Source organism: Mucilaginibacter defluvii, from assembly GCF_039543225.1.
GTDB lineage: Bacteria > Bacteroidota > Bacteroidia > Sphingobacteriales > Sphingobacteriaceae > Mucilaginibacter > Mucilaginibacter defluvii.
The window spans coordinates 580747-607247 of the sequence record NZ_BAABJI010000004.1 but is presented as its reverse complement, the minus strand read 5'-3'; the positions used below and the strand labels follow the sequence as shown (position 1 = coordinate 607247).

Here is a 26501-nt window from a genome sequence, read left to right as displayed (position 1 = left end):
AATTATTATTCCGATAGCACGGTAAATTTAAACTCCAACGGCTCAAAGTGTTTGATCAACTCATCGATAAATTGTTGCCCCCACTTTACATAGAACAAACCGAAGTTTTCGGCACGTTCCTGCAAGCTGTTTTTAGGGAATAGCTCTGCCTTGATCTGCTCTACCTGTTCCAACCGGGTATGGTAGTTTGATCTTTCGGCCTTCACCAGTTTTTTCTCCAGGTTATCAATAGCATGTTTAAGCCTTGAGCTTACCGCTTCGGTTGACGGGGCAAGGGTTGGATCGATCTTTTGGGCGCGTTGTTTTATCTTTTCAAAAACGGCTTGTAGCTCCTGCCATTCCTCGTTAAGGGAGAGGGTATGATCGCTATGCTTTTTTACCCAGTCGTTTTTGATCAGGTCGGTAGGTTTAAACAGATCGGCCGCCAAAAGCTCCATCTGCTCAATTTTGACGGATGTTTTTTTAGGAATTACCAGGCCGGAGTTACGCAGTATCAGTATAGGGAAATCAACCCCGTAATGTTCAAAATTTGATTTTAGTTCGAGCCAGTAAACCACCTCAGCACCACCGCCAATGTAGGCAATGTTGGGTAAAATACATTCCTGGTAAAGCGGGCGCATTACCACGTTCGGACTAAAACGTTCAGGGTGCTCCGCAATTTCGGCTTTCAATTCGGCCTCGCTAAAAGCTATTTCAGTATTTAGTACTTTGTAAGCATTATCCTCAAAAACCAGGCGTTCGCGCAAGCCATCCAACAGGTAAAAAAAGTTGATCTCGCGTGGGTTTACCTGTATGCTTACACCCAGTTTCTGCAACTCTACGTTGGTAGCGCTGATGAGTTTAAAGCTGTTTTGTTCAATAATATCGCGCTCAATTATCGGCGCAAATTGTTTTTTAAAGGCGATATCATCCGCGTCAATAACCACCAAGCCATATTGACCGAACAAGGCGTTCACCAGGTAACGGGTAGCATCGGCCAGTTTATCAAAACCAGTGTAGGCCTTTTCAACTATCTGTGCTAATGGCAGGGCATGGTTCTCCAAACCCAGCACACCTTTGTATTGGTTAAGGGCCTGGCGCATACTATCCGGGTTAATACGCCCTGTAGCGCCCGATGCTTCATACCACCAGTGTACCTTTTTGCCGCCTATATTGGTATAGTTTATCTCGGCAAAATCATGATCTTCACTGGCCATCCAGTAAACGGGTACAAAGTTTTTATCCGGAAATTGTGCTTTTAGCTGTTGGCTAAGCTTAATGGCCGTTACTATCTTATAAATAAAGTAAAGCGGACCGGCAAAAATATTAAGCTGATGGCCGGTAGTAACCGTATAAGTATCTACCGATAAAAGTTCTTTTATACGTTCAAGCGGGGTTTTTGTCAGCTCGCCATCAATATGCGTAATGGCATTATACTGGTGGGTGAGTATATCAACCAATACCTGCCTGTCGGCAGTTACGGTTTTAGCGGCCAGCAGTTTGGCAAAGCCACCCATATCCGGACGGTAGCCATAAAACGGGCGAAGTGCCGGGGCATCGTCCACGTAATCAATTACCGTTTGCGAAAAGAAACCGGTATCCTTATAGCTGATACAATTAGCATCCATCAGCCCAAATGTAAACGATTAAGATAAAAGAACCGAACGTTTAATTTATTTTACAATTTGTCCATAAAGGTCAAAGTCCTCAGCATTGTCAATTTTAACATTAACAAAGCCGCCTACGGTAGCGTAATTAACATTGGCATCAACCAATACCTCGTTATCCACCTCGGGAGAATCAAACTCGGTACGACCAACAAAGTAGCCGCCATCTTTTTTGTCGATCAGTACTTGGTAGGTATTGCCAATCTTCTCCTGGTTTTTCTCAAATGATATGCCTTGCTGAATTTCCATAATGGCATCAGCGCGTTCCTGCTTTACTTCATCAGGTACATCATCCACCAGGCTATGGGCATGGGTTTTTTCTTCGTGCGAATAAGTGAAACAGCCCAGGCGATCAAAACGGGTATCCTCAACCCATTGTGCCATTTCTTCAAAGTCCTGTACGGTTTCGCCAGGGTAGCCGGTAATTAAAGTGGTACGAAGGGCAATGTTTGGCACCCTGTCGCGGATCTCGTTCACCAGGTCAATTGTTTTTTGCTTGGTGATACCGCGGCGCATGGATTTAAGCATGTTATCCGTAATATGCTGCAACGGCATATCCAGGTATTTGCAAACGTTCTTACGCTCGTTCATTACATCCAGCACCTCCATCGGGAATCCGGAAGGGTAGGCATATTGCAGCCTGATCCACTCTACACCATTAACGTCAGACAAGCGACGGATCAATTCATCCAAATTTCGTTTGCCGTATAGATCAAGGCCATAATAGGTCAGATCCTGCGCTATAAGTATTAACTCTTTAGTACCGTTTCTTACCAATGTTTTAGCCTCATTAACCAACTCCTCCATCGGTTTGGTTACGTGCTTGCCACGCATCAGTGGAATGGCGCAAAATGAGCACGGACGGTTACAGCCCTCCGCGATTTTAAAGTAAGCGAAATGCGACGGTGTGGTCAGCAAACGCTCACCAATCAGCTCATGACGGTAGTTAGCGCCAATAGTGCTCAATACATCCTGCAGGTCATTAGTGCCGAAATAGGCATCAATATTAGGTATCTCTGATTGAAGTTCGGGTTTATAACGTTCAGATAAACATCCGGTAACAATAACCTTACCTACCTTGCCCTGCTCTTTCAGTTCGCTGTACTGTAATATGGTATCGATGGATTCCTGCTTGGCGTTATCAATAAAACCGCAGGTGTTAATTACCACAATATCATTACTGCTTACCTTATCGGCCTCATGCACCACATCAAAAGCATTGCCTTTAAGCTGGCCCATCAGCACCTCTGAGTCGTAGATGTTTTTTGAGCAGCCTAACGTAACCACGTTTACGCGCGGTTTACTTATTGATGGTATTGATCTGTTAATTTCCTTAGTCTTCATATTGCCAACCCGTCATTGCGAGGAACGAAGCAATCTCTTTTTGTATTTGCCATATAGTGCGAGGTTAAGATTGCTTCGTCGTACCTCCTCACAATGGAATTATTTTTATTACGATTTAAATAGACTGTCTACAAAGCTCTTGCGATCAAACAATTGCAGGTGGTCAACGCCCTCGCCTACGCCGATGTATTTAACCGGTATTTTAAACTGATCGGATATACCTATAACTACACCGCCTTTGGCTGTGCCGTCGAGTTTGGTAAGGGCAAGCGCGTTTACGGCTGTAGCCTCGGTAAATTGCTTGCATTGTTCAATGGCATTTTGGCCGGTTGAGGCATCCAGTATCAGCAATATCTCGTGCGGAGCACCGGGTACTACCTTCTGCATTACGTTTTTGATCTTGGTAAGCTCGTTCATCAAACCTACCTTGTTATGTAAACGGCCGGCGGTATCAATTATCGCCACATCATCACCGTTGGATACTGCCGAGCGCAAGGTATCATAAGCGACAGATGCCGGGTCAGACCCCATGGCTTGTGCCACCACCTTTACGCCAACCCGTTCGCCCCAAAGCTTGATCTGGTCAACCGCCGCTGCACGGAAGGTATCGGCTGCGCCTAACACTACCTGGTTACCTGCTTGTTTTAATTTGTTCGCCAATTTGCCGATGGTCGTAGTTTTGCCTACTCCATTAACACCCACCACCATAATTACATAAGGCTTGTGGCTGCCGTATTCAAAACTGGCAAAATCGTTACTGTTGTTTTCGGCAAGCAGGTTTTGTATCTCATCGCGCAGCAGGGTATTAAGCTCGGATGTATTTACATACTTATCACGGGCTACACGGGCCTGTATACGTTCAATAATTTTAAGGGTAGTGCTCACGCCGACGTCCGAAGTAACCAAAACTTCTTCCAGATCATCCAGCACATCATCATCAACGGTTGATTTACCGGCGATGGCTTTGGTTATTTTGGAAAAAAAATTGTCCTTGGTTTTTTCGAGCCCTGTTTCAAGCGCTTGCTGTTCCTGTACGGTATTCTCTTTTTTCTTAAAGAAATCAAATAAACCCATAATAATGTGCAGATATTATAATGTGCAAAATATGCAGATATGTAAATGTGCGGATTAAAAGCTAAAAACGCGCAACCTGCAAACATCTTTACATTACAGCTATACAACTTTGCTGCTAATTTATTGCTTGAATGTCATGCTAAGCCTATCGAAGCATCAGCAGACTGCTTCCCCGCCACACATCCTTCGACAAGCTCAGGATGAGACCTCTGCTATTGCCCGGTACAACAAAAAAAGCCCTCTCGTTAAATACAAGACGGCTTTTGTAGCTTATCAGAACGAAAAGAAACGAATTAAGCTTTAGCTTCGCTAATAGCGTCCTTAACGTGATCGTTATGTACAATGATCTCTTTGAAAGTGTAAGCACCTGTTTTTGGTGACTTAACCGCAGTGATCACTTTTGAATATTCTTTGCCTTTACCTGTTTTCAGGGTCGCAACTACTTTCTTTGCCATCTCTGTTTAAATTTTATGCCGATAACGATAGCCAATCAACAGCCACGTTACCAGGTTAATTACTTAATCTCTTTGTGAGTTGTTACTTTACGCAGAACCGGGTTGAATTTTTTCAACTCAAGCCTTTCAGTTGTATTTTTTTTGTTCTTGGTGGTAATGTAGCGAGACATGCCTGGCAAGCCGCTTTCTTTGTGCTCAGTGCACTCCAGTATTACCTGAACTCTGTTGCCTTTTTTAGCCATGGTATTTTTTTATTATGGTATTGGGCTACTACTTACTATACGCGCAGGCAGCCTGTTACCAGTTCAATCTATTAAATGTAACCTTTTTTAACAAACTTGTTTATACAAGCGGTTATACCATTTTTGCTGATGGTTTTAACAGCAGATGTAGATACTTTTAAAGTAATCCATTTATCTTCTTCAGGGATGTAAAACTTTTTAAGTTTTAAGTTAGGATAAAATTTACGCTTGGTTTTAACGTTCGAGTTTGAAACGTTGAAACCGTTCATATATCCTTTACCTGTTAAATCACAAATTCTTGACATGACAATTCGTATTAATTACAACCTCTGTTTTAAAGAGGAGTGCAAATATCAGAATTTTTTGACTAACAGACAATAGCGATGTGGAAAATTTTTAAAAATCTTTATAATCAGCACAAAAGCATGTTGAAAAGTGTATTTTAGGCGAGTTAGTTAACCCCGTAGCTAATTATTTTTATAAACCGATTTTAACTTATTAAACCGATGAAGATCACCTCGTTTGAGCAATACGAGCAGGCGTACAAGCAAAGCGTTGAACAACCGGAGCAGTTTTGGGCCGATGTAGCCGATAACTTTACCTGGAAAAAGAAGTGGGACAACGTACTACAATGGAACTTTAAAGATCCGGATGTTAAATGGTTTAGCGGGGGCAAACTAAACATTACCGAGAACTGCCTTGACCGCCACCTGGAGAAAAATGCCGATACGCCGGCTATCATTTGGGAACCCAACGACCCGACTGAGGATTTCCGAGTACTAACCTATAAACAACTGCACGATAAGGTTTGCCAGTTTGCCAACGTACTAAAAAACAACGGCGCTAAAAAAGGCGACCGTATCTGCATTTATATGCCTATGGTGCCTGAGCTGGCCATTGCCGTTTTGGCCTGCGCGCGCATCGGTGCTATTCATTCCGTGGTATTTGGCGGCTTTTCGGCACAATCCATTGCCGACAGGATAAAGGATGCTGATTGCAACATCGTAATTACCTCTGACGGCGCTTTCCGCGGCAACAAGGATATACAAATGAAAAACGTGATTGACGACGCGCTGGTACAGTGCCCGTCGGTTAAACGTACCATTGTACTTACCCGCAGCCGCACTGCCGTATCCATGATAAAAGGCCGTGATGTGTGGTGGGAAGATGAGATCAAAAAAGTGGAAACACAGGGTAACCCCGAATGCCCGGCCGAAGAAATGGATGCCGAGGATATGCTGTTCATCCTCTACACATCAGGCTCAACCGGTAAACCAAAAGGCGTAGTCCATACCTGCGGTGGTTATATGGTTTACGCGGGTTACACGTTTGCTAACGTTTTTCAATACAATCCAGGCGAGGTGTACTTCTGTACGGCTGATATCGGCTGGATAACCGGGCACTCGTACATTGCTTACGGGCCGCTTTCGCAGGGGGCAACTACGCTGATGTTTGAAGGCGTGCCAACTTATCCGGATGCCGGCCGGCTTTGGGATATTGTTGAAAAGCATAAAGTAAATATTTTATATACGGCGCCAACCGCTATCCGCTCTCTGATGGGTTTCGGGCTTGATTTTGTTAAGGATAAAGACCTGAGCTCGCTTAAAAAGCTTGGCTCAGTAGGCGAACCAATCAACGAGGAAGCCTGGCATTGGCTGGATGATAACATTGGCCACAATAAATGCCCTATTGTTGATACCTGGTGGCAAACGGAAACCGGCGGCATCATGATAACACCTATAGCCGGCGTTACGCCAACAAAACCGGGTTATGCCACTTTGCCTTTACCGGGTATACAGCCTGTATTGGTTAACGAAAACGGACAGGAGATACAAGGCAACGGCGTAAGCGGAAACCTCTGCATTAAATTCCCGTGGCCGGGCATATTACGCACCACCTATGGCGACCACGAGCGTTGCCGCACCACGTACTTTGCAACATACGATAATTTATATTTTACCGGCGATGGCTGCCTGCGCGACGAAGATGGTTACTACCGCATAACTGGTCGCGTAGATGATGTACTTAACGTTTCCGGCCACCGAATAGGTACTGCCGAGGTGGAGAATGCCATCAACATGCACAGCAGCGTGGTGGAATCGGCCGTAGTTGGTTACCCGCATGATATTAAAGGGCAGGGTGTTTATGCCTATGTAGTTTGCCCGGATATGCACGAAGATGCTGACCTTACCCGCAAGGATATCATCATGACTGTATCGCGCATTATAGGCCCTATTGCCAAACCTGATAAAATTCAGTTTGTAAGCGGATTACCTAAAACACGTTCAGGCAAAATCATGCGCCGCATATTGCGCAAAATAGCCGAGGGAGATACCTCAAACCTGGGTGATACATCAACACTGCTCGACCCGGCAGTGGTGGAAGAAATTAAGCAGGGAGCTTTGAAATAGCCTCTCCTAAATCCTCCCCCATCGGGGAGGATTTTAAACAAATATGGAGTACTGTCTTTTCGAAGCGTAGCGGGAATCTGTCGTTATTCCAACCAGGCGACAGATTTCTCCTCGTACCTTGTTCGAAATGACGGAATGATTTATTATAGATACCATAAATAAAAAGCAGTTGTAGTAAGCTTAATGTTAAACTTATTACCACAACTGCTACTAATTCCTGCTACTTTAAAATTAAATATGTATCGCCCGGTTGCCGGTTGCGGCAAGGCAGGCTTCGCGCATGGCTTCGGTATAGGTTGGGTGCGCGTGGCTGGTACGGGTTACGTCCTCGGCTGATGCACGGTACTCCATAGCTAAGACGGCCTCGGCAATCATATCCGCGGCACGCGGGCCTATCATGTGTACACCCAATATTTCATCGGTAGCAGCATCGGCCAATACCTTAACAAAACCATCCAGATCGCCGCTGGCACGGGCACGGCCGCTGGCCTTGAACGGGAATGACCCGGTTTTGTATTTGGTGCCCTTTTCTTTCAGTTGTTCTTCGGTATAACCAACGCTGGCAACCTCAGGCCAGGTATAAACCACGCCCGGTATCAGGTTGTAGTTGATATGTGGTTTTTGCCCGGCGATAATTTCGGCTACAAAAGTACCCTCATCCTCGGCCTTGTGCGCAAGCATGGCTCCTTTTATCACATCCCCAATAGCGTAAACACCTTTAACGCTGGTTTCCAGGTGTTCGTCAACGGTGATCTTACGGCCACGCTCCTCAACGGTAAGGCCAATGTTTTCCAGTCCTAATCCATCAGTGTAAGCAATACGGCCTACGGCTACCAGGCAGTAATCGCCTTTAAGTTCTTTCTTTTCGCCTTTAGGGCTATCAAAAGTAACGGTAACTTCTTCACCTTGCACAGTAGCACCGGTAACCTTATGGCCCAGATAAAACTCCATGCCCAGTTTGCTCAACACTTTTTGTAGCTCTTTGCCCAGGCCTTTATCCATAGTAGGGATGATGCCATCCATAAACTCAATAACCGATACTTTGGCACCCAAACGTGCATAAACCGAACCAAGCTCTAAACCGATAACACCACCACCGATCAATACCAGATGCTTAGGTACTTCTTTAAGCGCTAAAGCCTCTGTTGAGGTAATGATGCGTTGTTTATCTATCTTGATAAAAGGCAGTGAAGATGGCTTTGAACCAGTAGCGATGATTACGTTTTTAGTGGTAAGCTCCTGCGTGGTTTTATCATCTTTGGTAACTACTATAGTGTTTTTATCCTTGAATGAGCCAACACCCTGGTGAACGTCGATCTTGTTCTTCTTCATTAGGTAAGTGATGCCGCTGGTGTTAGCTGTTACTACTTCCTCTTTACGTTTTATCATCTGGCCAAAGTCAATGCCCAGGTTATCAAGGTTGATGCCGTGCGTTTTAAAAGTATGTGCGGCATTGTGGTAATGCTCAGATGAATCGAGCAGGGCTTTTGACGGGATGCAACCTACGTTTAAGCAGGTGCCGCCAAGCGTGCTGTATTTTTCAATTATAGCGGTTTTTAAACCCAGTTGGGCACAACGTATAGCAGCCACGTAGCCACCCGGGCCCGACCCTATTACGATAACATCATATTGCATAGTTCTGTGTTTTATTACGGGGCAAAGTTAAAACATTAAATGCTGGTATTGAAACTAAACCACCCTTAATGTACCCCTTTTATACCCCAGGTTGACAATAGGACAGCGTACCACATAATTTGTTTGTTACACATTTACTACGGCCATGCTACAGCCTGCCATATTGCTATATTATTATTACTTTAGATGCATTAACTGTACACTCAAATTTCTCCACCAAGTGAAAAAAATTACCCTGATGTTTTTAACGGCGATGTTAGTATGCCATATCGCCTTTGCACAGCAAGCCTACGTTAAGGAGCACTTTAACAAAAAGGATGTTTACATCACCATGCGTGATGGGGTGAGGCTGTTTACCTCTATCTATATCCCTAAAGATGCCTCAAAGCAAAACAAATATCCTATACTGATGCAGCGCACCTGCTACAGTGTTGGCCCGTATGGCCCCGACAAATACCCCGGAAGGCTTGGCCCTTCTTCCGAGATCATGAAAGAGGGTTATATTTTTGTTTACCAGGATGTGCGCGGCCGTTATAAAAGCGAAGGCACCTGGACGAACATGACCCCGGTTATCGACAATAAAAAAGGCAAGACAGATGTGGACGAAGGTTCAGATACGTATGACACCATCGACTGGCTGATCAAAAACGTTATCGGCAATAATGGCCGTGTGGGGCAATACGGTATATCGTACCCTGGGTTTTATACCGCGGCGGGTATTTTGTCCAACCACCCGGCGTTGAAAGCCTCCTCACCGGGAGCGCCTATATCCGATTTTTGGTTTGATGATTTCCACCACAACGGCGCTTTTATTGAGGGTTATTTTTTCACCTTCCCGGTATTTGGTGTGCCTAAAGGCAAGGCCGATACTACCGGCGCGTCATGGTTCGCCAATAAAATGATCAATCCCGGCACACGCGATGGCTATCAGTTTTTGCTTGACTTAGGTCCGCTAAAAAATGCCGATAAATACTACAAAGACAACTTTTTTTGGCAGGAAACCATTGATCACCCCAATTACGATGAATTTTGGCAGAAGCGTGGGTTGTTAAAACATTTCAACAACAAATCAAAAACCGCGGTAATGACCGTTGGCGGCTGGTTTGATGCCGAGGATCTTTCAGGCCCGCTGAACATCTACAAAACTATCGAGAAAAAGAATCCATCAGCGTATAATACTATTGTGATGGGGCCTTTTGGGCATGGGCGCTGGTCGCAGGAAACTGGCCATACGCTGCACAGCAACGTATACTTTGGCGATAGCATAGCTACCTTTTATCAAAAGGAGATAGAGGCTAAATTTTTCAGGCACTTTTTAAAGGGCAAAGGCGATAAAGCTACCGGCCTGCCCGAAGCTTACATGTTTAATACCGGCAAAAAGGAATGGGCTACCTTTGATAAATGGCCTGCTGCCAATGCCGAACACAAAAAGTTCTATTTAGCTGCCGACGGTAAACTAACTGATACGCAGCCAGCCACACCGGGTTCCATGAGCTACATCAGCGACCCGATGAAACCCGTACCTTATACCGAGGACAACTCCAGCACTATGGGTTTTACGCCGTTTAATTATATGAGCGAGGATCAGCGTTTTGCTGGCCGCAGGCCGGACGTACTGGTTTATCAAACCGATGTATTAACGGATGATATTACCCTTGGCGGCGAGATTATGGCCAACCTTAAAATTGCCACCACCGGTACCGATGCTGACTTTATTGTAAAGTTGATAGACGTTTACCCGCCCGATGAGGCTAACCATGCCTTTATGCCGAATAAGAGCATTATTCTGAGCAACTACTGGCAAATGGTACGGTCGGAAGTGATGCCGGCACGTTTTCGCAAGAGCTTTGAAAAACCGGAAGCACTGTTTGCCGGGCAAAAGGCTGATGTGAACTTTCGCTTGCAGGATGTGCTGCACACCTTTAAAAAAGGCCACCGTATCATGATACAGGTGCAAAGCACCTGGTTCCCGATAGTGGCGCGTAACCCGCAAAAATTTGTAGAGAATCCATACAAAGCCAACGAAAGCGATTACATAAAAGCTACCGAAACCGTATTTAACGATAGCTTTATTGATGTACAGATATTAAAATAAAATCATGCGCAAAACCTTATTACTATTAGCGGCCTGCGGCACGATGATCAGCACCGCTTCGGCCCAGTTAATGAAGAAAAAGAACGACTTTACCCGTGCCGATACACTGCGCGGTATGCTTACGCCGCTGCGTACCTGTTACGATATTAATTACTATCACCTGGATGTTAAGTTTAATATCGATCAAAAATTCATCAGCGGAAGCAACCTGTTTAAATTTACGGCTACTGTTGATTTTACCAAATTACAGTTTGACCTGTATGATAACCTTAAAGTTGAAAAGGTAACTTATAAAGGTAAAGAGGTGCCTTTTGCCCGGGAATTTAATGCGGTGTATGTTACCTTCCCGAAGGCCATCAAAAAAGGCAACAAGGATGAGTTTACCGTTTATTATTCAGGTAATCCAACCATCGCCAAAAATGCCCCCTGGGATGGCGGCGTAGTGTTTACGGCCGACTCATTGGGCAAACCCTGGGTAGCAACAGCCTGCCAGGGCGCGGGTGCCAGCATCTGGTGGCCCAATAAGGACCATCAGGCCGACGAGGTGGATAGTATGCTTATCAGCATCAGCGTACCAAAAGGTTTAAAGGATGTATCAAACGGACGCTTACGTAAGGTAACGCAATTAAAGGACGGATACACCCGTTTCGACTGGGCGGTTAAAAATCCGATCAACAATTATGATGTGGCCGCCAATATTGGCGATTATGCCAACTGGACAGACAGCTATGCCGGCGAAAAAGGCAAGCTCGACCTGAGCTTTTGGGTATTGAGCTACAACCTGGCCAAAGCTAAGGTTCATTTTGCCGAAGATGTAAAACCTATGCTTAAAGCTTTTGAACATTGGTTTGGCCCGTATCCATTTTACGAGGATAGCTACAAACTGGTTGAAACCCCTCACCTGGGCATGGAACACCAAAGCGCTGTAGCCTATGGCAACAAATACAAAAAGGGTTATTTGGGAGGCGATATGTCGGGCACCGGATATGGCACCAAGTGGGACTATATTATTGTGCACGAGAGTGGCCACGAATGGTTTGGCAATAACATTACCTCAAAGGATATTGCCGATATGTGGATACACGAGAGCTTTACCACTTACAGCGAAGGTATTTATACCGAGAGCCGCTGGGGCAAGCAAGCCGGGCAGGAGTATATACACGGGCAGCGTACAGGCATATCAAACGATGGCCCTATTGTTGGCCCCTATGATGTGAATAAGGAAGGATCAGGCGATATGTACCCTAAAGGTGCCAACGTGCTGAACATGATACGTACCATTATTAACGATGATGAAAAATGGCGCGGTATATTACGTGGCCTGGGCAAAACCTTCTACCACAAAACGGTTACTTATGATGAGGTGACCAAATACATCAGCGAACAGGCGGGCATTGACCTATCGACCGTATTTGAGCAGTATTTGAAACATGGCAACCTGCCCATGCTTGAACTGGTAGATGTTCGCGGCAAAATATATGCCCGCTGGATTGCTGAAACACCACGTTTTGCTATGCCCGTACGCATCCGCGTAAAAGGTGGCGAATATAAAATGGTGAATGTTAATAAGCGTTTATCACCACTTACGCTTGATGGCGCTACAAAAGATAATGTTGAGGTGGATACCTTTAATTACTACATAGGCGTATTGCAGGAATAATCAGATCCCTGCAATAACGCTTTTACTCATTCAAAAGGTCAGGACGGCGGGCTTTGGTACGCTCCAAAGCCTGCTCGAACCGCCATTTCTCAATTTCGGGCGTGTTGCCGCTCAGTAAAATATCGGGCACCTTATGGCCGTTCCAGTCGGCCGGGCGGGTGTAAACCGGAGCATCCAGCAGGTCGCCCTGAAAGGAGTCGGACAAGGCCGAGGTTTCGTCACTCAGCACACCGGGTATTAACCGTACAACACTGTCAACCAATACCGCCGCGGGCAGCTCACCACCCGATAGTACATAATCGCCAATACTCATCTCGCGAGTAACATACAGATCGCGCACACGCTGGTCTATCCCCTTATAGTGCCCGCAGAGTATCATGATGTTGCCTTTTACCGATAGCTGGTTGGCAATATTCTGGTTAAGGGTTTCGCCGTCAGGGGTCATAAATATCACCTCGTCATATTCGCGTTCAGCCTTTAGTTTTTCGATACAGGCCGCAAAGGGCTCAATCATCATCACCATACCGCTGCCGCCGCCGTAGGGGTAGTCGTCAACACTTTTATGCTTGTTGGTGGCATAATCGCGCAGGTTGTGTACGTGTATTTCGGCTATGCCCTTTTTTTGCGCACGCAACAAAATAGAATGTGCAAAAGGACTTTCGAGCAAACCCGGCAAAACGGTGAGGATATCAAAACGCATGGAGGCAAAGATAGTGATTAGAGATCAGTGGTTAGTAGTTTGTAGTTGGTGCTCAAACATTGTAAATTCGATAAATTTAAATAATGAGGAAGAGTTATATAGTGATTTTGATTTGTGGTTTAGCATTACTGGCGATTTTGTTTTTTTTCGCCCAGTATTTTGGAAACGGCACATTTGATATTCAAGTAAATCACTAATCACTATCACTCAATCCTCCTCTTCCAATATAAAAATATTTTCAACCGGTTTTTCAAATACGCGGGCAATTTTAAGGGCCAGCACAGTTGAGGGGACGTATTTATTGCTCTCGATGGTATTTATGGTTTGGCGCGACACGCCGATCAGTTCGGCCAGTTCACCCTGGGTCATGTTTTTGATGGCGCGCTCTACGCGCAGGTTGTTCTTCATGCGCTTAATCGGTATTTTTTAGTGAACGGTTGAGTTGATATATAGCCCATTTAAAGCGAACAATGAAAAACAGCAACGGTGTAAATATAAAATGTGCCGCCACGCCCAGCATAACATGCCATTTGTCAATAAATACAATGCACAATGCCAGTATAGCATAGTTAAAGTAAATAGACCATTGCAGCGAGTCGAGGCGTAGCTGGGCTATTTGTTCGTCCTCTATCCTTTCTTTTGAAAAAGCCACGAGGAATAATCCGCCAAGCCATAGCAATACAGCAACATCATGCAATACCTCATTGATTTGAAAGGTAGTGTCTCCCTGCATTACATCTATACTGTCTTTGTAATGGTAATTCAATGCAGCTACAACAAAACCCATAATAAAAAGCAAAGCCCCGATCAGGCTCCATTTGTGCGGAAAAAGAAAACGTGATTTCATATAATGTAAAGTTTGATTTACCAAAAGTAAAACAAACTTTACAAATGTCAAATATGTTTGACATTTTTATTCCATATAAACGTCAAGCAATCCTTCCGGTAACTCGATGTACAATTCACCGTCCTCGGTATTGATGCCCTTAATGATAGCCTCGTTAAGTGGGAAGAGTACCTCCCGGTTATTGTAACGCACGGTTGCAATGATCTGCTGCGGGTATTCCAGCACATCGGTTATTTCGCCAAGCTCACCGTGGTTGTCATCAATAGCGATAAAGCCCTTAACATCCATCAGCGTGAATTCGTCCTTTTTCTTTTTTGGCTTTAACTTACCGGCCAGGTACACATCCTTTTTTACCAGGGTTGATGCCTTTTCAATAGTATCCACATCCTCCAGGTTAAGGTAGGCCACGTTTTGCATGGGGTATTTAATGGATGCCACAAAGTATGGCACCTGCTTGCCGGCTATCTCCACAAACAGCGAATTAAACTTAATGGCATTAAGGCCATCAAAGTCAACATAGAGTTGCATTTCGCCTTTTAGTCCGCGGGTTTTTGATATGGTACCTATCCTGAAGTTTTCCTGTTTACTCATGGGCGTAATTTCTATATAACAACAATGGCGATGACCGTTTAGGGTACATCGCCATCATTAAAGTTTTTTGTGAAGAGTAATTATTCAGCGTTTTCGCTTGTTTCTTCAGTAGCAGTTTCAGCAGCTTCTTCAGTTGCAGGAGCTTCTTCTTCGGCTACAGGAGCATTTTTAGCGGCAATTGCGGCAGCTCTGTCTTCATTCTTTTTAGCTTCGGCAGCTAAAGCGGCTTTACGGGCATCATCCTTAGCGGTAGCCAGGTTTGATTTTTTACCTGTAATCTTGCCTTCTTTCTGGTCAACCCACTCAGCAAATTTAGCATCAGCTTGTTCCTGAGTTAAAGCGCCTTTAGTTACACCACCTTTTAAGTGTTTTTTGTATAAAACACCTTTGTATGAAAGGATAGCGCGGCAGGTATCAGTTGGTTGTGCACCACTGTCAACCCATTCAAAAGCTTTGTCAAAGTTGATGTCGATAGTAGCCGGGTTAGTGTTTGGGTTGTATGAACCTAAACGCTCAATAAAACGGCCATCGCGTGGAGCGCGTGAGTCGGCTACCACAATGTAGTAAAAAGGCTTGCCTTTTTTACCATGTCTTTGCAATCTGATTTTAGTTGCCATGTTTTAATTTAAATTATGTATTCAACATTCCCCCGGAGTTTTCTTTCAGCGGGGACGCAAAGGTACTAAAAAATACAATTCGTAATAGCCTTATTTTCAAATTAAAATAAATGGCAAACAATACCGCTGCAACGTGTATTTTTAACACCATGGAGAGAAAACTGCGACTTGCCATTGATATGGACGAGGTACTGGCCGACACCATTGGCAAATTTATAACCGTGTACGAACAGCGGCATCAAACTACCGTTAAACTGGACGACCTGCCCGGTAAAGAATTCCGCGAGGTATTGCCCGAAGAAATACGCGATACCCTGCGCAAATACATTAATGAGCCGGGCTTTTTCAGGGACATTCCGGTTATGGAAGGTGCTTATGAAGTGGTTGAAAAACTGCACGAAAAGTATGACTTGTACATTGTATCGGCGGCTATGGAGTTCAAAAACTCCTTGGCCGACAAGCTGGAATGGCTGAATGAACATTTCCCATTCATCTCATGGACCAATATCGTTTTCTGCGGACATAAGATTGTGGATGTAGATATTATGATTGACGACCGTATTAAAAACTTTGTAAATTTCGAGGGCCGCAAATTGCTGTTTACTTCGCCGCATAACCTGAATATTCATGATTATGAACGGGTAAATAACTGGAAAGAAGTGGCCAATTTGCTACTGTAATAATAACAGAAGAGGCTTTGCAACATGCAAAGCCTCTTCTGTTATTATTATGCTTGTAATTTTCTACAGCGATAGTATCTCCACCAGCTTCACCATGTTAGCATCCAGCTTATGCGAATTCTTTTTGCATGCCTGATCAAACGGTGTGAAGGTTATTTCGCCATTGATGATGCCTGCCATTTCGCCTTTGCGCCCGGCTTTCAAAGCTTCAACCGCGGCAAAACCTACCTGGCTTGCCAATACCCTGTCCATACAGGTTGGTTTTCCACCACGCTGTATGTGGCCCAGTATGGATACGCGTGTATCAATCTGCGGGAATTTTTCTTTAACGATATTGCCAATCTCAAATGCGCCGCCCTCGCGGTCGCCCTCGGCAACCATTACAATTCGCGATGATTTATCCTTGCGGCCATGCTCCAGGCGATGAAGCAACGCGGGCAGGTCTTCAGAGCTTTCAGGTATCAGCACCACCTCGGCGCCCGACGCTACACCTGTACGCAGGGCAATCAAACCCGAATCGCGGCCCATTACCTCTACAATAAACAAACGGTCGTGCGATTCAGCCGTGTCACGTATTTTATCAACCGCGTTAATTACGGTATTGATGGCGGTATCATAACCGATGGTATAATCGGTACCTATCAGGTCGTTATCAATAGTGCCGGGCAAACCAATAACGGGTATGCCGTACTCCTCACCCAACAAACGGGCACCAGTAAAAGTACCATCGCCGCCTATGGCTACCAGGGCATCAACCTTGTGTTTTTTAAGTTGATAGTAGGCCAGCTTACGGCCTTCTGGAGTTTTAAACTCCTCGCTGCGGGCTGATTTTAAGATAGTACCGCCGCGTTGTATAATGTTTGAAACTGATTTGCGGTTCATGGGCTCGTACTCGCCGTTAATCATGCCCTCGTAACCACGGCGTATGCCGGTAACCTGCAGGTCATGATATAAAGCTGTACGCACTACCGCCCTGATGGCAGCGTTCATGCCGGGCGCGTCACCGCCTGACGTAAATACTCCAATATTTTTTATCTCACTCATTTTTTATTCTTGTAGGCAGCTATTCCGCTGTCCAAAAATTTTATATAACTCTCAATGTTAAAATCAGCACCCGATGGCTGTATCTGCTTACCGTTAGCGTCATTCATCAGGTTGCCGTCGCTATCCAGCAATACATAGTATGGCTGGGCATTCGCTCCAAAACGCTTACCCTCAAGGTCAAGCCATTTTGCGCCTAATGTAGTAATTTTTTTGCCACTGAAATCAGATATATATACTTCGCTGGGCTTTAGCGCCGTTTTTTCATCAACATATAATTGCAGCAAAACATACTCGTCCCGCAAGCGCTTAAAAACCGCCGGATCTTCCCAGACATCAGTCTCCATTTTACGGCAGTTAACACAATTCCAGCCGGTAAAATCAATCATGATAGGTTTTTTTAACTGCTTTGACACAAGCAATGCCTGATCGTAATCATACCAACTATCAATACCTTTTATGCGTACGCGTTTAAACAGTTCGGCATACTTTTTTTCACCAACTGATAATTGTTGCGCAGCAACCGGGGCAGCCTGACCTGCATTGTCTGACAAATAAAAATCCTGCGTGGCCGGTGGCGGTAAAAACGCGCTGATCGATTTAAGCGGAGCACCCCATAAACCCGGTACCATGTAAGCTACAAAAGCGAAAACCACTATTGCGATAAGCGCGCGCGGAGCCGACAAATGCGGCAAATCACTATCATGAGAAAACTTGATTTTACCAATCAGGTATAATCCCATCAGCAAGAAGATCGCTATCCAAAGTGACAGGAACACCTCGCGGTCAAACCAATCCCAATGGTAAGCCAGATCAACGTTCGACAAAAACTTTAAAGCAAAGGCAAGCTCTAAAAAGCCCAATACCACCTTAATACTATTGAGCCACCCGCCTGATTTTGGCAGTGATTTTAAGGCTGATGGAAAAAGCGCGAATAATGTAAATGGTAAAGCCAAAGCCAACGAAAAGCCGAACATGCCGATAGCCGGGCCTAAACGTGCTCCCTTCGAGGCCGCATCAATTAGCAACGAACCAATAATAGGGCCTGTACATGAGAATGAAACTACCACCAATGTTGCGGCCATAAAAAATATGCCCGCTAAGCCGTTTTTATTTGAACTTTCATCAAGCTTATTAGCGAGTGAACTGGGCAAAGTAATTTCAAACGCACCCAAAAACGAAATGCCAAATACAACCAAAAGCAGAAAGAAGAAAAAATTAAATATACCGTTGGTTGAAAGTGCATTTAAAGCGTCGGCACCAAATATTAAAGTTACCAGCATCCCCAACAACACATAGATAATTATGATCGACAGCCCATAGATCATGGACTGGGTTATACCCTTTACGCGCGAGCCCGCTTTTTTGGTAAAAAAGCTAACCGTGAGCGGCAGCATAGGATATATACAAGGCATGCTTACCGCAACCAAGCCTCCTAAAAAACCAGCAATAAATATTTGCCAAAGGGTTTGCTTAGCCTCTTTAGGTGCGCTTACCGCTGTCTTGGCAACTTCAGTTTTTTTAACTGTATCCGTTTTTTGTTTCGCTTTGGCGGCAGCCAGGCTATCGGCAGCGGTAGGGATGTCAGTAAATTCAAGGCCGTCGGTTGAGGCCGTATCCTGCGCCTTTACATTTGCTGAAAACGCAAGCGACAGTGAGCTAACAATCAGTATAAATAGTATGCGCTTTGGCGACGTTGTGAGAGTATTCATCGTTTAAAGGCGTAATTATTTAACAGGAATGCTAAATGCCACTTCTTCCGGCGGAAGGCACTTCATATCGTTACAGGTCATGTACTCCAACTTGCCTTTTACTGTAGTAGCTTTGGCCGTTTTTAATTTTATTTTTTGCTGGAATATTACCGATTTTTCAAAATAAGTAACATCCATGCCGAATACCTTTTCATATTTGGTAATACCTTTTGGCTCTGTTGTTTTGCCAACCGGTGTAAAATCTTTAGAAGCAGCAAAAGTAAACGAGGTTTTGTTAGGGCCACCCTCTTTTACGTTTTGAGAGTAAATGTGCCAGCCGTCTTCCATAGTGGCTTTAAAAAACACAACAGCTTCAGTTTTACTTACTCTTTTAGCTGCATAGCTCCATTTAACGGGGGTTTCTATCTGCGCGAAAGCGCTTGCTGATAGCATGATGGCGGCAAATAATACCAGTAATTTTTTCATGTAGTCGAGTTTAAAAATTCTATTTCTTTGAGGTCAAACGTCAATTCTTCGTTTTCATTTTGCAGTACCAGCAAACCATTGGGCGTAACCCCGGTTATGGTGGCGTCAAAAATATAATTATTTGACTTGAATTGCCGCTTTTCGTTTAATCCGTAAAGGTATCCAGCATATTCGTTACGCAATTCCTGCTCCCTGCCCGCCTTTAGTTCAAGGTAGGCAGCCTCAATTCCACCGCAAAGGTCTGAAAGTAAAGCTTTCAAATCATAATCTGTATGTAAGATTTGCTTTAGCGACGAGGCGTTGGTAACATCTGCCGGAAAATCGTCCTGGTTAACGTTTAACCCTACACCCACAATGGAGTGTTTAATGGTATTTGAAAATAAAATGTTCTCAATTAAAATCCCGCCCACCTTATAATCGTCATAGTATATATCATTGGGCCATTTAACTTTTAATTTATCGCCTAATACAGGTTTAAGCGCACGCTGTATGCCCACACTAACGGCGCGGTTAAGGTCGAATTGATTATGTATGTTTAAAAAAACGGGGTTGAGCAGTATGCTGGCAGTAATATTTTTACCGGGCTGCGCGTGCCAGGTATTTTGCCTTTGGCCACGGCCGGCAAACTGTTCTTCTGCCATAATGACGGTACCCTCGGGCGCTGGCGTGGAATTTGACAATAGATTTTTTAGGAATGTGTTTGTTGAGTCAACTTGTTTAAGAGTTACTAAATTTCGGCCAACAAATAATCCTGAAAATATGTTACTTTGCAATGTATAATATTCTGTATATTAAAATCGTTCAAAACTAATTCTTTTTAATGGTAAAAAATAAAGCGATAAATGAATCCGCTTACATTTCTGAGATAGCCATACACGGCATACAGGAAAAAAAAGGGAATGATATAGTGAGGTTAGACCTTCGGAACATATTCAGTTCAGTTTCTGATTACTTTGTAATATGCCATGCCGATTCGTCGACACAGGTGCGCGCAATAGCAGCAAGCGTTGAAGATGAAATATACAAAGCCACCGGCCAGGAACCATGGCGCAAAGAGGGTTTGGAGTATAGCGAATGGATATTGCTTGATTATATTGACGTGGTGGTACACGTTTTCAGAACCGACAAAAGGGAATACTATGGCGTTGAGGACCTTTGGGGCGATGCCGAGATAAAAAGCTACAGGAGCGCTTAAATTATACAACTATATTAACATTGCTATTATTAAAATATTGATTGTAAGTTTGAGCAGGTATAAAACACATGAAAGATAATAAATTGGATAAGCCAAAACCTATAAGAAGACTATCAAACAAAAAGATAACGCCAAAGCCGCCCAAGTTCAATCTGATGTGGCTTTACGCAATCGTTATCATAGCGGTGCTGGTTGTGCCCACCATACTGGATGGATCACAAGGCAAGCGGATAGCTTATAAGCGTTTTGAAACACAGATGCTTAAGCAGCGCGATGTGGAGAAGGTAGAAGTTTACAAAAGCGGCGAGCTGGTGTATGCTGATGTTTATATAAAACAATCAAGCTTAACTAAACCACAATATGAGGATGTAAAGCGCGACAAGCGTTCTATCGGCCTTGGATCAGGCGGCCCGCAGTATACGTTTACTGATGCCTCTTACGAAAGTTTAAAGCAATCAATCACCGCTGCGGAGAAAGATTTGCCTGATGAGCAAAAAACACCCATCGTTTACGTTCAGCACGAAAACTGGCTGTCAAGCCCGTTACTGCAGTTCATCATTATGGGTGTATTGCTGGTAGCTATCTGGATGTTTATTATGCGCCGCATGAGCGGTGGCGCGGGCGGCGGTCCCGGCGGCCAGATATTCAACATCGGCAAATCAAAAGCTACCTTGTTTGATAAGGAAGCGCAGGTAACTGTTACCTTTAATGATGTTGCCGGTTTAGAAGAAGCCAAGCAAGAGGTTATGGAAATTGTTGATTTCCTTAAAAACCCTAAAAAATATACTAACCTGGGTGGTAAAATTCCTAAAGGTGCGTTGCTTGTTGGCTCACCGGGTACCGGTAAAACCCTATTAGCAAAAGCCGTGGCCGGTGAAGCGCAGGTACCTTTCTTCTCCCTTTCAGGATCAGACTTTGTGGAGATGTTTGTCGGTGTGGGTGCATCACGTGTGCGTGATTTGTTCCGCCAGGCTAAGGATAAAGCGCCATGTATCATATTTATTGATGAGATTGACGCTATTGGCCGTGCCCGTGGTAAAAACAATATAGTAGGCGGTAATGATGAGCGAGAAAACACGCTTAACCAGCTACTGGTAGAAATGGATGGCTTTGGTACTGATTCCGGTATCATCATTCTGGCAGCTACTAACCGTCCGGATGTACTGGATTCGGCCTTGCTTCGTCCGGGTCGTTTCGACAGGCAGGTATCTATCGACAAACCGGATCTGGTTGGCCGTGAACAAATATTTAAAGTGCACTTGAAGCCTGTAAAACTGGCTGAAGGTGTTGATGCTAAAAAACTATCAGCGCAAACCCCGGGTTTTGCAGGTGCTGAGATTGCCAACGTTTGTAACGAGGCTGCTTTGATAGCTGCCCGTAAAAACAAAGAGGCTGTTGACATGCAGGATTTTCAGGATGCTATTGACCGCGTGATTGGCGGCCTTGAAAAGAAAAACAAGATCATCTCCCCTGAAGAAAAACGCATTGTGGCTTACCACGAAGCCGGTCATGCTATTGCAGGTTGGTTCCTGGAGCATGCCGATCCGCTGGTTAAAGTATCAATTGTTCCGCGTGGTGTTGCCGCATTAGGTTACGCGCAATATCTGCCTAAAGAACAGTTTTTATACACTACCGAGCAATTGCTTGATGGTATGTGCATGACGATGGGGGGCCGTGTTGCTGAGGACATCGTATTCAACAAAATATCAACCGGCGCGCAAAATGATTTGGAGCGCATTACTAAATTGGCTTACGCCATGGTAACCATTTATGGTATGAATCCTAAAGTGGGCAACGTATCATTTAACGATACCCAGGGCGAATACCAGTTTAATAAACCATACTCTGAAAAAACATCAGAACTGATTGACGAAGAGGTGCGTAACCTGATAGGCCGTGTTTATGAAATGACCAAGCAGTTGCTTAATGACAAGCGCGATGGTTTGGAAAAACTGGCTAACAAACTGCTGGAAAAAGAAATTCTTTTCCAATCAGACCTGGAAGAGATACTGGGCAAGCGCCCGTTTGATAACCGCACTACTTATGATGAGTTTGTGAACGGTGCACAGGAATCAAACCAAGATCCCGTTGCACAAAACCTTGTGCACGAAGGAATAAGCGATCACTCAGGTACCTTTAATCGCAATCCTGAAGAAAAGGACGCCAGCGGTACCAATACCGGTAATTAATATTAATAACCCATAAAAAGCCATCCGCATTAAAAACGGATGGCTTTGTTGTTTATACTGATGAAAGACATTACTACCTCTAAAGAAAAACTGTTAAAAAAGATACGCAAAGCATTGCTTGAAAAGCGGGAGAACCCATACCCGAACTTTGAAGACCAGCCGCTTTACCCGCCTGCCGACGATATGCTGGAAGTGATGTTCGCTGAGCAGTTTACGGCTGTAGCGGGTCAGTTTGTTTTTTGTGAGGATGAAGTACAGTTTATAGAAAACCTGCTTAATCTTGCCGAAGAGCGTAAATGGCACAAAATATATTGCTGGGAGCCGGCGTTGCAGCAAATACTGCAACAGTATGAATATCCGTATTTTGAAACCGATAAGGGTTTTGACCAGGCCCAGGTAGGCTTTACCTTGTGCGAGGCGCTTGTAGCGCGTAATGGCAGCGTTCTGCTCTCTAACGCCGGCGCTGCCGGGCGCAGGCTAAGTATCTATCCGCCGGTGCATATCGTATTAGCCTATACCTCACAAATGGTTTTGGATTTAAAGGACGGCTTTAAACTGTTAAAGCAAAAATACGGCAATAACCTGCCCAGCATGATAACTAATGTAACCGGCCCAAGCCGTACAGCCGATATCGAGAAGACGTTAGTTTTAGGGGCACATGGCCCTAAAGAATTATTTGTTTTTTTGCTGGATGGATGATAGGTTAAGAATTGCTCGAAAAGCCGTATTGCTTTAACACATCGGCGGGCACGCCTGCCCATTGCGGGTTAGGCGCGTTGCCTGCATAACCAATATCTTTCATCCCCATTTGTGAAGTGAAGAAACCGGTAGCTACCAGATCGCGCATGCGGTTAAAAAAGGCAACACCCTGGCGCATGGCAGGTTTTGCCTTGTTTGGATAAGCGATCTGATCAACCAGTTCAATGCGCTGTTCCGGCTTACAATCAGCGAATATAGCGTTGTAACGGTTTAGGCACTGTACATCTAACCAGCGCAGGCCGCCGCGAAGCGGTACCTGATGTTCGGGCTGATCCTTAGCGATAAACTCTATAAAATCAGGCACCTTAGCATCAGAGGCGCTGCCTGAAACATCATCCTTCGGAATAATAATATCTGACAGAATAGTAATGGCAGCCATCTCCTGAGCGGTAAAAAAGCGCTGCGCCATTAATTGTTTATCACGCTCAATCTCCCAGGCCTGCCTGCCGGGGTTTGTATCCGTAGCTTGCGGCTGAGCCTGAGGTTGTGCTGCCGCCGGGGTTTCAGCGGCCTTTTTTTCGGGTTTAGGTTTGCATGCGTCAAGCAGTAAAGTTGTTGACAGTGTGCCCAAACCAAGGGCTTTTAAGGAGTCGCGCCTGTTCATATTCCCACCAATTAAACGTTTAATTTTTTACGTTGCGATAAAATATATTCGGCTGTACGCATACTCAAGGCAAGTATGGTCCAGGTAGCGTTTTTGTCGCCCTGCTGCACAAAAGGCGCGGCATCCACCACAAAAAGATTCTTGCAATCGTGCGCCTGGCACCATTTATTCAACGCCGATTTTTTAGGATCGTTGCCCATACGGATCGTACCAACCTCATGGATAATCTTACCCGGCGCTTCAAGGCCATAGCCCGTATCAACACCTTTAAACTCTGCACCTAAAGCGCCCATGTTGTGCATAATCTCCTTAAAGGTTTCCTGCATGTGTTTGGCCTGTTTATACTCATCAACTGCCCACTTGTAATGGAAACGCAGTACCGGGATGCCATATTTGTCCACCACTTCGGGGTCAATCTCGCAATAGTTATCAGCGCGTGCAATGGCGGTACCACGGCCGGCCATATACACCTCGGTACCGTAAAACCTGCGATAATCGTTTTTCAATGATGCCCCATAACCTCCGGCTTCTTTCATTTTACCGTCTTTACCCGGCACAAGCCCATTTTTTAAGTGCATACCCGAGCCGAAACCGTAAGACGGCATACCCATTCCACCGCCGTACTCAATATGGTACCCACGCGGAAAGCCGAGTTTCTTATTATCAAGCCACCAGGGCGAGTAAATGTGAATACTGCCCACACCATCCTCGTTGTAGCGCTTACGGTCCAGCAGTTGCGGCAAAAAACCCGACGCGCTTGAGCCGGTTGAATCATGCAGGTATTTGCCTACTACATTGCTTTCGTTAGCCAGTCCGTTAGGGTGTGCGGCAGATTTGGAATTTAGCAACAACCTTGCCGACTCGCAGGCGCTGGCACCCAGTATTACAATCTTCGCCTTTACTTGGTACTCCAGCATATCATCCTTATTTACGTATGATACACCGGTGGCCTGTCCGTTCTTATCCGTCAGCACCTCGCGTACCATTGCGTTTGATATAACCTGCAGGTTACCGGTTTTTAAAGCCGGTATCACCAGGCAAGATGATGATGAGAAATCAGCGTAAATTTTACAACTGCGGCCGCATTGCCCGCAAAAAAAACAAGCGTTCCTGTCCTTATTGCCCGGCAATGCTTCGGTGAGTACTGAGCCTCGGCTTGGGATAGTAGTAACACCGGCTTTGATTGCTGCTTTTTTTATAAAAAGTTCATTCAGCCTTGGCTTGGGTGGTGGCAGAAATATGCCATCAGGTTCACTCTCAATGTTTTCAACCGTGCCGAATACGCCTATCAGGCGGTCAACTTTATCATAGTAAGGCTTAATCTCGTTATAGGTAAAGGGCCATTCTTCGGTAAGTCCGTCGGTAGGTTTAAAATCCTTAGGCCCCATACGTAATGATATACGCCCCCAGTGATTGGTACGCCCGCCCAGCATGCGTGAGCGAAACCATTGAAAATCAGTTCCGTTTTTGGTGGTATAGGGTTCGCCTTCCAGTTCCCAACCGCCAAATGCAGCATCAAAATCACCAAAAGGGCGGGTAGTGCCTGCACCACGGCGCGGAGATTCCCAGCTGAAACGCAGCTGATCAGAGTTTTTAGCCGGATCGTAAAACGGCCCGGCTTCCAGCATCAATATTTTTAAACCGGCATGAGCCAATACATAACCGGCCATGCCGCCTCCTGCCCCCGAACCCACAATCACAGCGTCATAAACAACGGTCGATTTTTTTATCTGAAATTCACTCATGCCTGTCCTCCCGGCTCATAAATAAATAGTAGTAGCTAAAAAGCCGATTATAGTTCTTTGATCTTAATATCGCGATAGTAAACTGTATTACCGTGATCCTGCAAAGCTATGTGGCCTTTATGATAGGTAGCAAACGCCGGGTACGATTTGAATTTGCTGTTTTCAACCAACGCTTTCCACTCCGGCCCCCAAAGTTTAACATTAACTGTTTTGCTGCCGTTCATCCAAAAGGTAAGCTGACCATCCTTTTGGCGTATTTTAATGGTATTCCACTCACCGGCAGGTTTTGCTTTTTTTGATGGAGCGATAATGTCATATAACGATCCGGCGAGGTGGTTTTCTTTTTTGTTATCTTCAGCCTTAACATCATCAAGTACCTGCATTTCAATACCGGTTAAAAATGAGTAGCTGTATTTAGGATCCTCGTTTACATCGAATATGATACCGCTGTTACCACCTTCGGCAATCTTCCATTGCAGGGTAAGCTCATAGTTTTCGTATTCTTTATCAGTTACCAGATCTCCGCGGCCATCGGCACCAGGGTTAAGTGTTAAAGCGCCGTCAACAACTGTCCAGGCGTTGCCTACTTCGCCTTTATTGTACGTGTGCCATCCGGTGGTGGTTTTTCCGTCAAACAGGGGTGTCCAGCCGTTCTTATCCTTAGCGGCCGGCGTTTGGGCAAGTACTGAGTTGCAAAGTAATAGAGCAGCAATGCCCGGTAATAATTTCTTCATAGTTTATTCAATAAGTTTTTTTTGTGTGCGTGCAAGTGTGTAGGTGCGGTAAATATATTG

26 protein-coding genes are annotated in these 26501 nt (G+C 44.9%); 7 read left to right on the top strand and 19 right to left on the bottom strand.

What is annotated here, in order from left to right:
• Positions 1-5: 5 nt before the first annotated feature.
• The 6 genes from bshC to rpmB form a co-directional block, all read right to left on the bottom strand.
• Positions 6-1607, bottom strand: a complete 1602-nt coding sequence (gene bshC / locus ABD960_RS19715) for a bacillithiol biosynthesis cysteine-adding enzyme BshC (RefSeq protein ID WP_345334012.1) — start codon at positions 1605-1607, stop codon at positions 6-8.
• A 45-nt stretch (positions 1608-1652) separates the two neighbouring features.
• On the bottom strand, positions 1653-2990 hold the full coding sequence (rimO, locus tag ABD960_RS19710) for a 30S ribosomal protein S12 methylthiotransferase RimO (protein ID WP_345334010.1): 1338 nt from the start codon (positions 2988-2990) through the stop codon (positions 1653-1655).
• A 108-nt stretch (positions 2991-3098) separates the two neighbouring features.
• Positions 3099-4064, bottom strand: coding sequence for a signal recognition particle-docking protein FtsY (gene ftsY, locus ABD960_RS19705; RefSeq protein ID WP_345334008.1), 966 nt, complete (start codon positions 4062-4064; stop codon positions 3099-3101).
• 293 nt (positions 4065-4357) lie between these two features.
• A complete protein-coding gene (locus tag ABD960_RS19700) occupies positions 4358-4519 on the bottom strand; it encodes a DUF4295 domain-containing protein (RefSeq protein WP_232177776.1) in 162 nt (53 codons plus the stop codon).
• A gap of 59 nt (positions 4520-4578) precedes the next feature.
• Positions 4579-4761, bottom strand: a complete 183-nt coding sequence (rpmG, locus tag ABD960_RS19695; RefSeq protein ID WP_232177777.1) for a 50S ribosomal protein L33 — start codon at positions 4759-4761, stop codon at positions 4579-4581.
• Positions 4762-4832: 71 nt separating this feature from the next.
• A complete protein-coding gene (gene rpmB / locus ABD960_RS19690) occupies positions 4833-5066 on the bottom strand; it encodes a 50S ribosomal protein L28 (protein ID WP_232177778.1) in 234 nt (77 codons plus the stop codon).
• A gap of 201 nt (positions 5067-5267) precedes the next feature.
• Between rpmB and acs the strand changes: the two genes are divergently transcribed.
• On the top strand, positions 5268-7172 hold the full coding sequence (gene acs / locus ABD960_RS19685; RefSeq protein WP_345334005.1) for an acetate--CoA ligase: 1905 nt from the start codon (positions 5268-5270) through the stop codon (positions 7170-7172).
• 231 nt (positions 7173-7403) lie between these two features.
• On the opposite strand, the gene lpdA is transcribed toward acs, so the two are convergent.
• Positions 7404-8807, bottom strand: a complete 1404-nt coding sequence (gene lpdA / locus ABD960_RS19680; protein ID WP_345334003.1) for a dihydrolipoyl dehydrogenase — start codon at positions 8805-8807, stop codon at positions 7404-7406.
• A gap of 220 nt (positions 8808-9027) precedes the next feature.
• Between lpdA and ABD960_RS19675 the strand changes: the two genes are divergently transcribed.
• Complete coding sequence (locus tag ABD960_RS19675) at positions 9028-10902, top strand: CocE/NonD family hydrolase (protein WP_345334001.1); 1875 nt, start codon at positions 9028-9030, stop codon at positions 10900-10902.
• 4 nt (positions 10903-10906) lie between these two features.
• Complete coding sequence (locus ABD960_RS19670; protein ID WP_345333999.1) at positions 10907-12562, top strand: M1 family metallopeptidase; 1656 nt, start codon at positions 10907-10909, stop codon at positions 12560-12562.
• Between the two features lie 22 nt (positions 12563-12584).
• Here the strand turns inward: ABD960_RS19670 and trmD are convergent, their stop codons facing one another.
• From trmD to ABD960_RS19645, 5 genes are all read right to left on the bottom strand, one after another.
• Positions 12585-13262: a tRNA (guanosine(37)-N1)-methyltransferase TrmD gene (gene trmD / locus ABD960_RS19665; RefSeq protein WP_345333997.1), complete on the bottom strand. Its 678-nt coding sequence runs from the start codon at positions 13260-13262 to the stop codon at positions 12585-12587.
• Positions 13263-13469: 207 nt separating this feature from the next.
• Positions 13470-13670, bottom strand: coding sequence for a helix-turn-helix transcriptional regulator (locus tag ABD960_RS19660; RefSeq protein ID WP_345333995.1), 201 nt, complete (start codon positions 13668-13670; stop codon positions 13470-13472).
• Positions 13671-13674: 4 nt separating this feature from the next.
• Complete coding sequence (locus tag ABD960_RS19655) at positions 13675-14109, bottom strand: hypothetical protein (protein WP_345333993.1); 435 nt, start codon at positions 14107-14109, stop codon at positions 13675-13677.
• Positions 14110-14175: 66 nt separating this feature from the next.
• Entirely contained in the window at positions 14176-14700 is a 525-nt protein-coding gene (rimM, locus tag ABD960_RS19650; RefSeq protein ID WP_345333991.1) for a ribosome maturation factor RimM, read from the bottom strand.
• Positions 14701-14780: 80 nt separating this feature from the next.
• Positions 14781-15317 carry a 30S ribosomal protein S16 gene (locus ABD960_RS19645; RefSeq protein WP_345333989.1) on the bottom strand — a complete coding sequence of 179 codons (537 nt, stop codon included), beginning with the start codon at positions 15315-15317 and terminating at the stop codon, positions 14781-14783.
• A gap of 149 nt (positions 15318-15466) precedes the next feature.
• Between ABD960_RS19645 and ABD960_RS19640 the strand changes: the two genes are divergently transcribed.
• Positions 15467-15997, top strand: a complete 531-nt coding sequence (locus tag ABD960_RS19640) for a 5' nucleotidase, NT5C type (protein WP_345333987.1) — start codon at positions 15467-15469, stop codon at positions 15995-15997.
• A gap of 63 nt (positions 15998-16060) precedes the next feature.
• Here the strand turns inward: ABD960_RS19640 and pfkA are convergent, their stop codons facing one another.
• Genes pfkA through ABD960_RS19620 form a run of 4 tightly spaced genes read right to left on the bottom strand, consistent with a single transcriptional unit; the run spans position 16061 to position 19988 of the window.
• Positions 16061-17041 carry a 6-phosphofructokinase gene (gene pfkA, locus ABD960_RS19635; RefSeq protein WP_345333985.1) on the bottom strand — a complete coding sequence of 327 codons (981 nt, stop codon included), beginning with the start codon at positions 17039-17041 and terminating at the stop codon, positions 16061-16063.
• Complete coding sequence (locus ABD960_RS19630) at positions 17038-18750, bottom strand: protein-disulfide reductase DsbD family protein (protein ID WP_345333983.1); 1713 nt, start codon at positions 18748-18750, stop codon at positions 17038-17040. The genes pfkA and ABD960_RS19630 overlap by 4 nt, the downstream gene beginning before the upstream one ends.
• 15 nt (positions 18751-18765) lie before the next feature.
• On the bottom strand, positions 18766-19215 hold the full coding sequence (locus ABD960_RS19625; RefSeq protein WP_345333981.1) for a protein-disulfide reductase DsbD N-terminal domain-containing protein: 450 nt from the start codon (positions 19213-19215) through the stop codon (positions 18766-18768).
• Positions 19212-19988 carry a biotin--[acetyl-CoA-carboxylase] ligase gene (locus ABD960_RS19620; RefSeq protein ID WP_345333979.1) on the bottom strand — a complete coding sequence of 259 codons (777 nt, stop codon included), beginning with the start codon at positions 19986-19988 and terminating at the stop codon, positions 19212-19214. Before ABD960_RS19620 ends, ABD960_RS19625 begins: the two co-directional genes overlap by 4 nt.
• Positions 19989-20035: 47 nt before the next feature.
• On the opposite strand from ABD960_RS19620, the gene rsfS reads away from it, so the two are divergent.
• From rsfS to ABD960_RS19605, 3 genes are all read left to right on the top strand, one after another.
• Positions 20036-20410 (top strand): ribosome silencing factor, encoded by a 375-nt coding sequence (rsfS, locus tag ABD960_RS19615; protein WP_345333977.1) that lies wholly within the window; start codon positions 20036-20038, stop codon positions 20408-20410.
• A gap of 68 nt (positions 20411-20478) precedes the next feature.
• The gene (ftsH, locus tag ABD960_RS19610; protein WP_345333975.1) at positions 20479-22599 is read left to right on the top strand and encodes an ATP-dependent zinc metalloprotease FtsH; all 2121 of its coding nucleotides are present in this window, start codon (positions 20479-20481) and stop codon (positions 22597-22599) included.
• A gap of 60 nt (positions 22600-22659) precedes the next feature.
• The gene (locus ABD960_RS19605) at positions 22660-23298 is read left to right on the top strand and encodes a LutC/YkgG family protein (protein WP_345334484.1); all 639 of its coding nucleotides are present in this window, start codon (positions 22660-22662) and stop codon (positions 23296-23298) included.
• 4 nt (positions 23299-23302) lie between these two features.
• On the opposite strand, the gene ABD960_RS19600 is transcribed toward ABD960_RS19605, so the two are convergent.
• Genes ABD960_RS19600 through ABD960_RS19590 form a run of 3 tightly spaced genes read right to left on the bottom strand, consistent with a single transcriptional unit; the run spans position 23303 to position 26441 of the window.
• On the bottom strand, positions 23303-23962 hold the full coding sequence (locus tag ABD960_RS19600) for a gluconate 2-dehydrogenase subunit 3 family protein (protein WP_345333973.1): 660 nt from the start codon (positions 23960-23962) through the stop codon (positions 23303-23305).
• 11 nt (positions 23963-23973) lie between these two features.
• Positions 23974-25707 (bottom strand): GMC oxidoreductase, encoded by a 1734-nt coding sequence (locus tag ABD960_RS19595; protein WP_345333971.1) that lies wholly within the window; start codon positions 25705-25707, stop codon positions 23974-23976.
• A 47-nt stretch (positions 25708-25754) separates the two neighbouring features.
• Complete coding sequence (locus ABD960_RS19590; protein ID WP_345333969.1) at positions 25755-26441, bottom strand: 3-keto-disaccharide hydrolase; 687 nt, start codon at positions 26439-26441, stop codon at positions 25755-25757.
• Positions 26442-26501: the final 60 nt, after the last annotated feature.

Bases quoted from the DNA above. Each gene is read 5' to 3' on its own strand.
- acs (WP_345334005.1), top strand. From the start codon at position 5,268: ATGAAGATCACCTCGTTTGAGCAATACGAGCAGGCGTACAAGCAAAGC.
- rimM (WP_345333991.1), bottom strand. From the start codon at position 14,700: ATGAGTAAACAGGAAAACTTCAGGATAGGTACCATATCAAAAACCCGC.
- rpmB (WP_232177778.1), bottom strand. From the start codon at position 5,066: ATGTCAAGAATTTGTGATTTAACAGGTAAAGGATATATGAACGGTTTC.
- rimO (WP_345334010.1), bottom strand. From the start codon at position 2,990: ATGAAGACTAAGGAAATTAACAGATCAATACCATCAATAAGTAAACCG.
- ABD960_RS19590 (WP_345333969.1), bottom strand. From the start codon at position 26,441: ATGAAGAAATTATTACCGGGCATTGCTGCTCTATTACTTTGCAACTCA.
- ABD960_RS19670 (WP_345333999.1), top strand. From the start codon at position 10,907: ATGCGCAAAACCTTATTACTATTAGCGGCCTGCGGCACGATGATCAGC.
- ABD960_RS19600 (WP_345333973.1), bottom strand. From the start codon at position 23,962: ATGAACAGGCGCGACTCCTTAAAAGCCCTTGGTTTGGGCACACTGTCA.
- ftsY (WP_345334008.1), bottom strand. From the start codon at position 4,064: ATGGGTTTATTTGATTTCTTTAAGAAAAAAGAGAATACCGTACAGGAA.
- ABD960_RS19640 (WP_345333987.1), top strand. From the start codon at position 15,467: ATGGAGAGAAAACTGCGACTTGCCATTGATATGGACGAGGTACTGGCC.
- rsfS (WP_345333977.1), top strand. From the start codon at position 20,036: ATGGTAAAAAATAAAGCGATAAATGAATCCGCTTACATTTCTGAGATA.
- ABD960_RS19655 (WP_345333993.1), bottom strand. From the start codon at position 14,109: ATGAAATCACGTTTTCTTTTTCCGCACAAATGGAGCCTGATCGGGGCT.
- rpmG (WP_232177777.1), bottom strand. From the start codon at position 4,761: ATGGCTAAAAAAGGCAACAGAGTTCAGGTAATACTGGAGTGCACTGAG.
- trmD (WP_345333997.1), bottom strand. From the start codon at position 13,262: ATGCGTTTTGATATCCTCACCGTTTTGCCGGGTTTGCTCGAAAGTCCT.
- ABD960_RS19700 (WP_232177776.1), bottom strand. From the start codon at position 4,519: ATGGCAAAGAAAGTAGTTGCGACCCTGAAAACAGGTAAAGGCAAAGAA.
- bshC (WP_345334012.1), bottom strand. From the start codon at position 1,607: ATGGATGCTAATTGTATCAGCTATAAGGATACCGGTTTCTTTTCGCAA.
- pfkA (WP_345333985.1), bottom strand. From the start codon at position 17,041: ATGAGTGAGATAAAAAATATTGGAGTATTTACGTCAGGCGGTGACGCG.
- ABD960_RS19630 (WP_345333983.1), bottom strand. From the start codon at position 18,750: ATGAATACTCTCACAACGTCGCCAAAGCGCATACTATTTATACTGATT.
- ABD960_RS19645 (WP_345333989.1), bottom strand. From the start codon at position 15,317: ATGGCAACTAAAATCAGATTGCAAAGACATGGTAAAAAAGGCAAGCCT.
- ABD960_RS19605 (WP_345334484.1), top strand. From the start codon at position 22,660: ATGAAAGACATTACTACCTCTAAAGAAAAACTGTTAAAAAAGATACGC.
- ftsH (WP_345333975.1), top strand. From the start codon at position 20,479: ATGAAAGATAATAAATTGGATAAGCCAAAACCTATAAGAAGACTATCA.
- ABD960_RS19625 (WP_345333981.1), bottom strand. From the start codon at position 19,215: ATGAAAAAATTACTGGTATTATTTGCCGCCATCATGCTATCAGCAAGC.
- ABD960_RS19595 (WP_345333971.1), bottom strand. From the start codon at position 25,707: ATGAGTGAATTTCAGATAAAAAAATCGACCGTTGTTTATGACGCTGTG.
- ABD960_RS19660 (WP_345333995.1), bottom strand. From the start codon at position 13,670: ATGAAGAACAACCTGCGCGTAGAGCGCGCCATCAAAAACATGACCCAG.
- lpdA (WP_345334003.1), bottom strand. From the start codon at position 8,807: ATGCAATATGATGTTATCGTAATAGGGTCGGGCCCGGGTGGCTACGTG.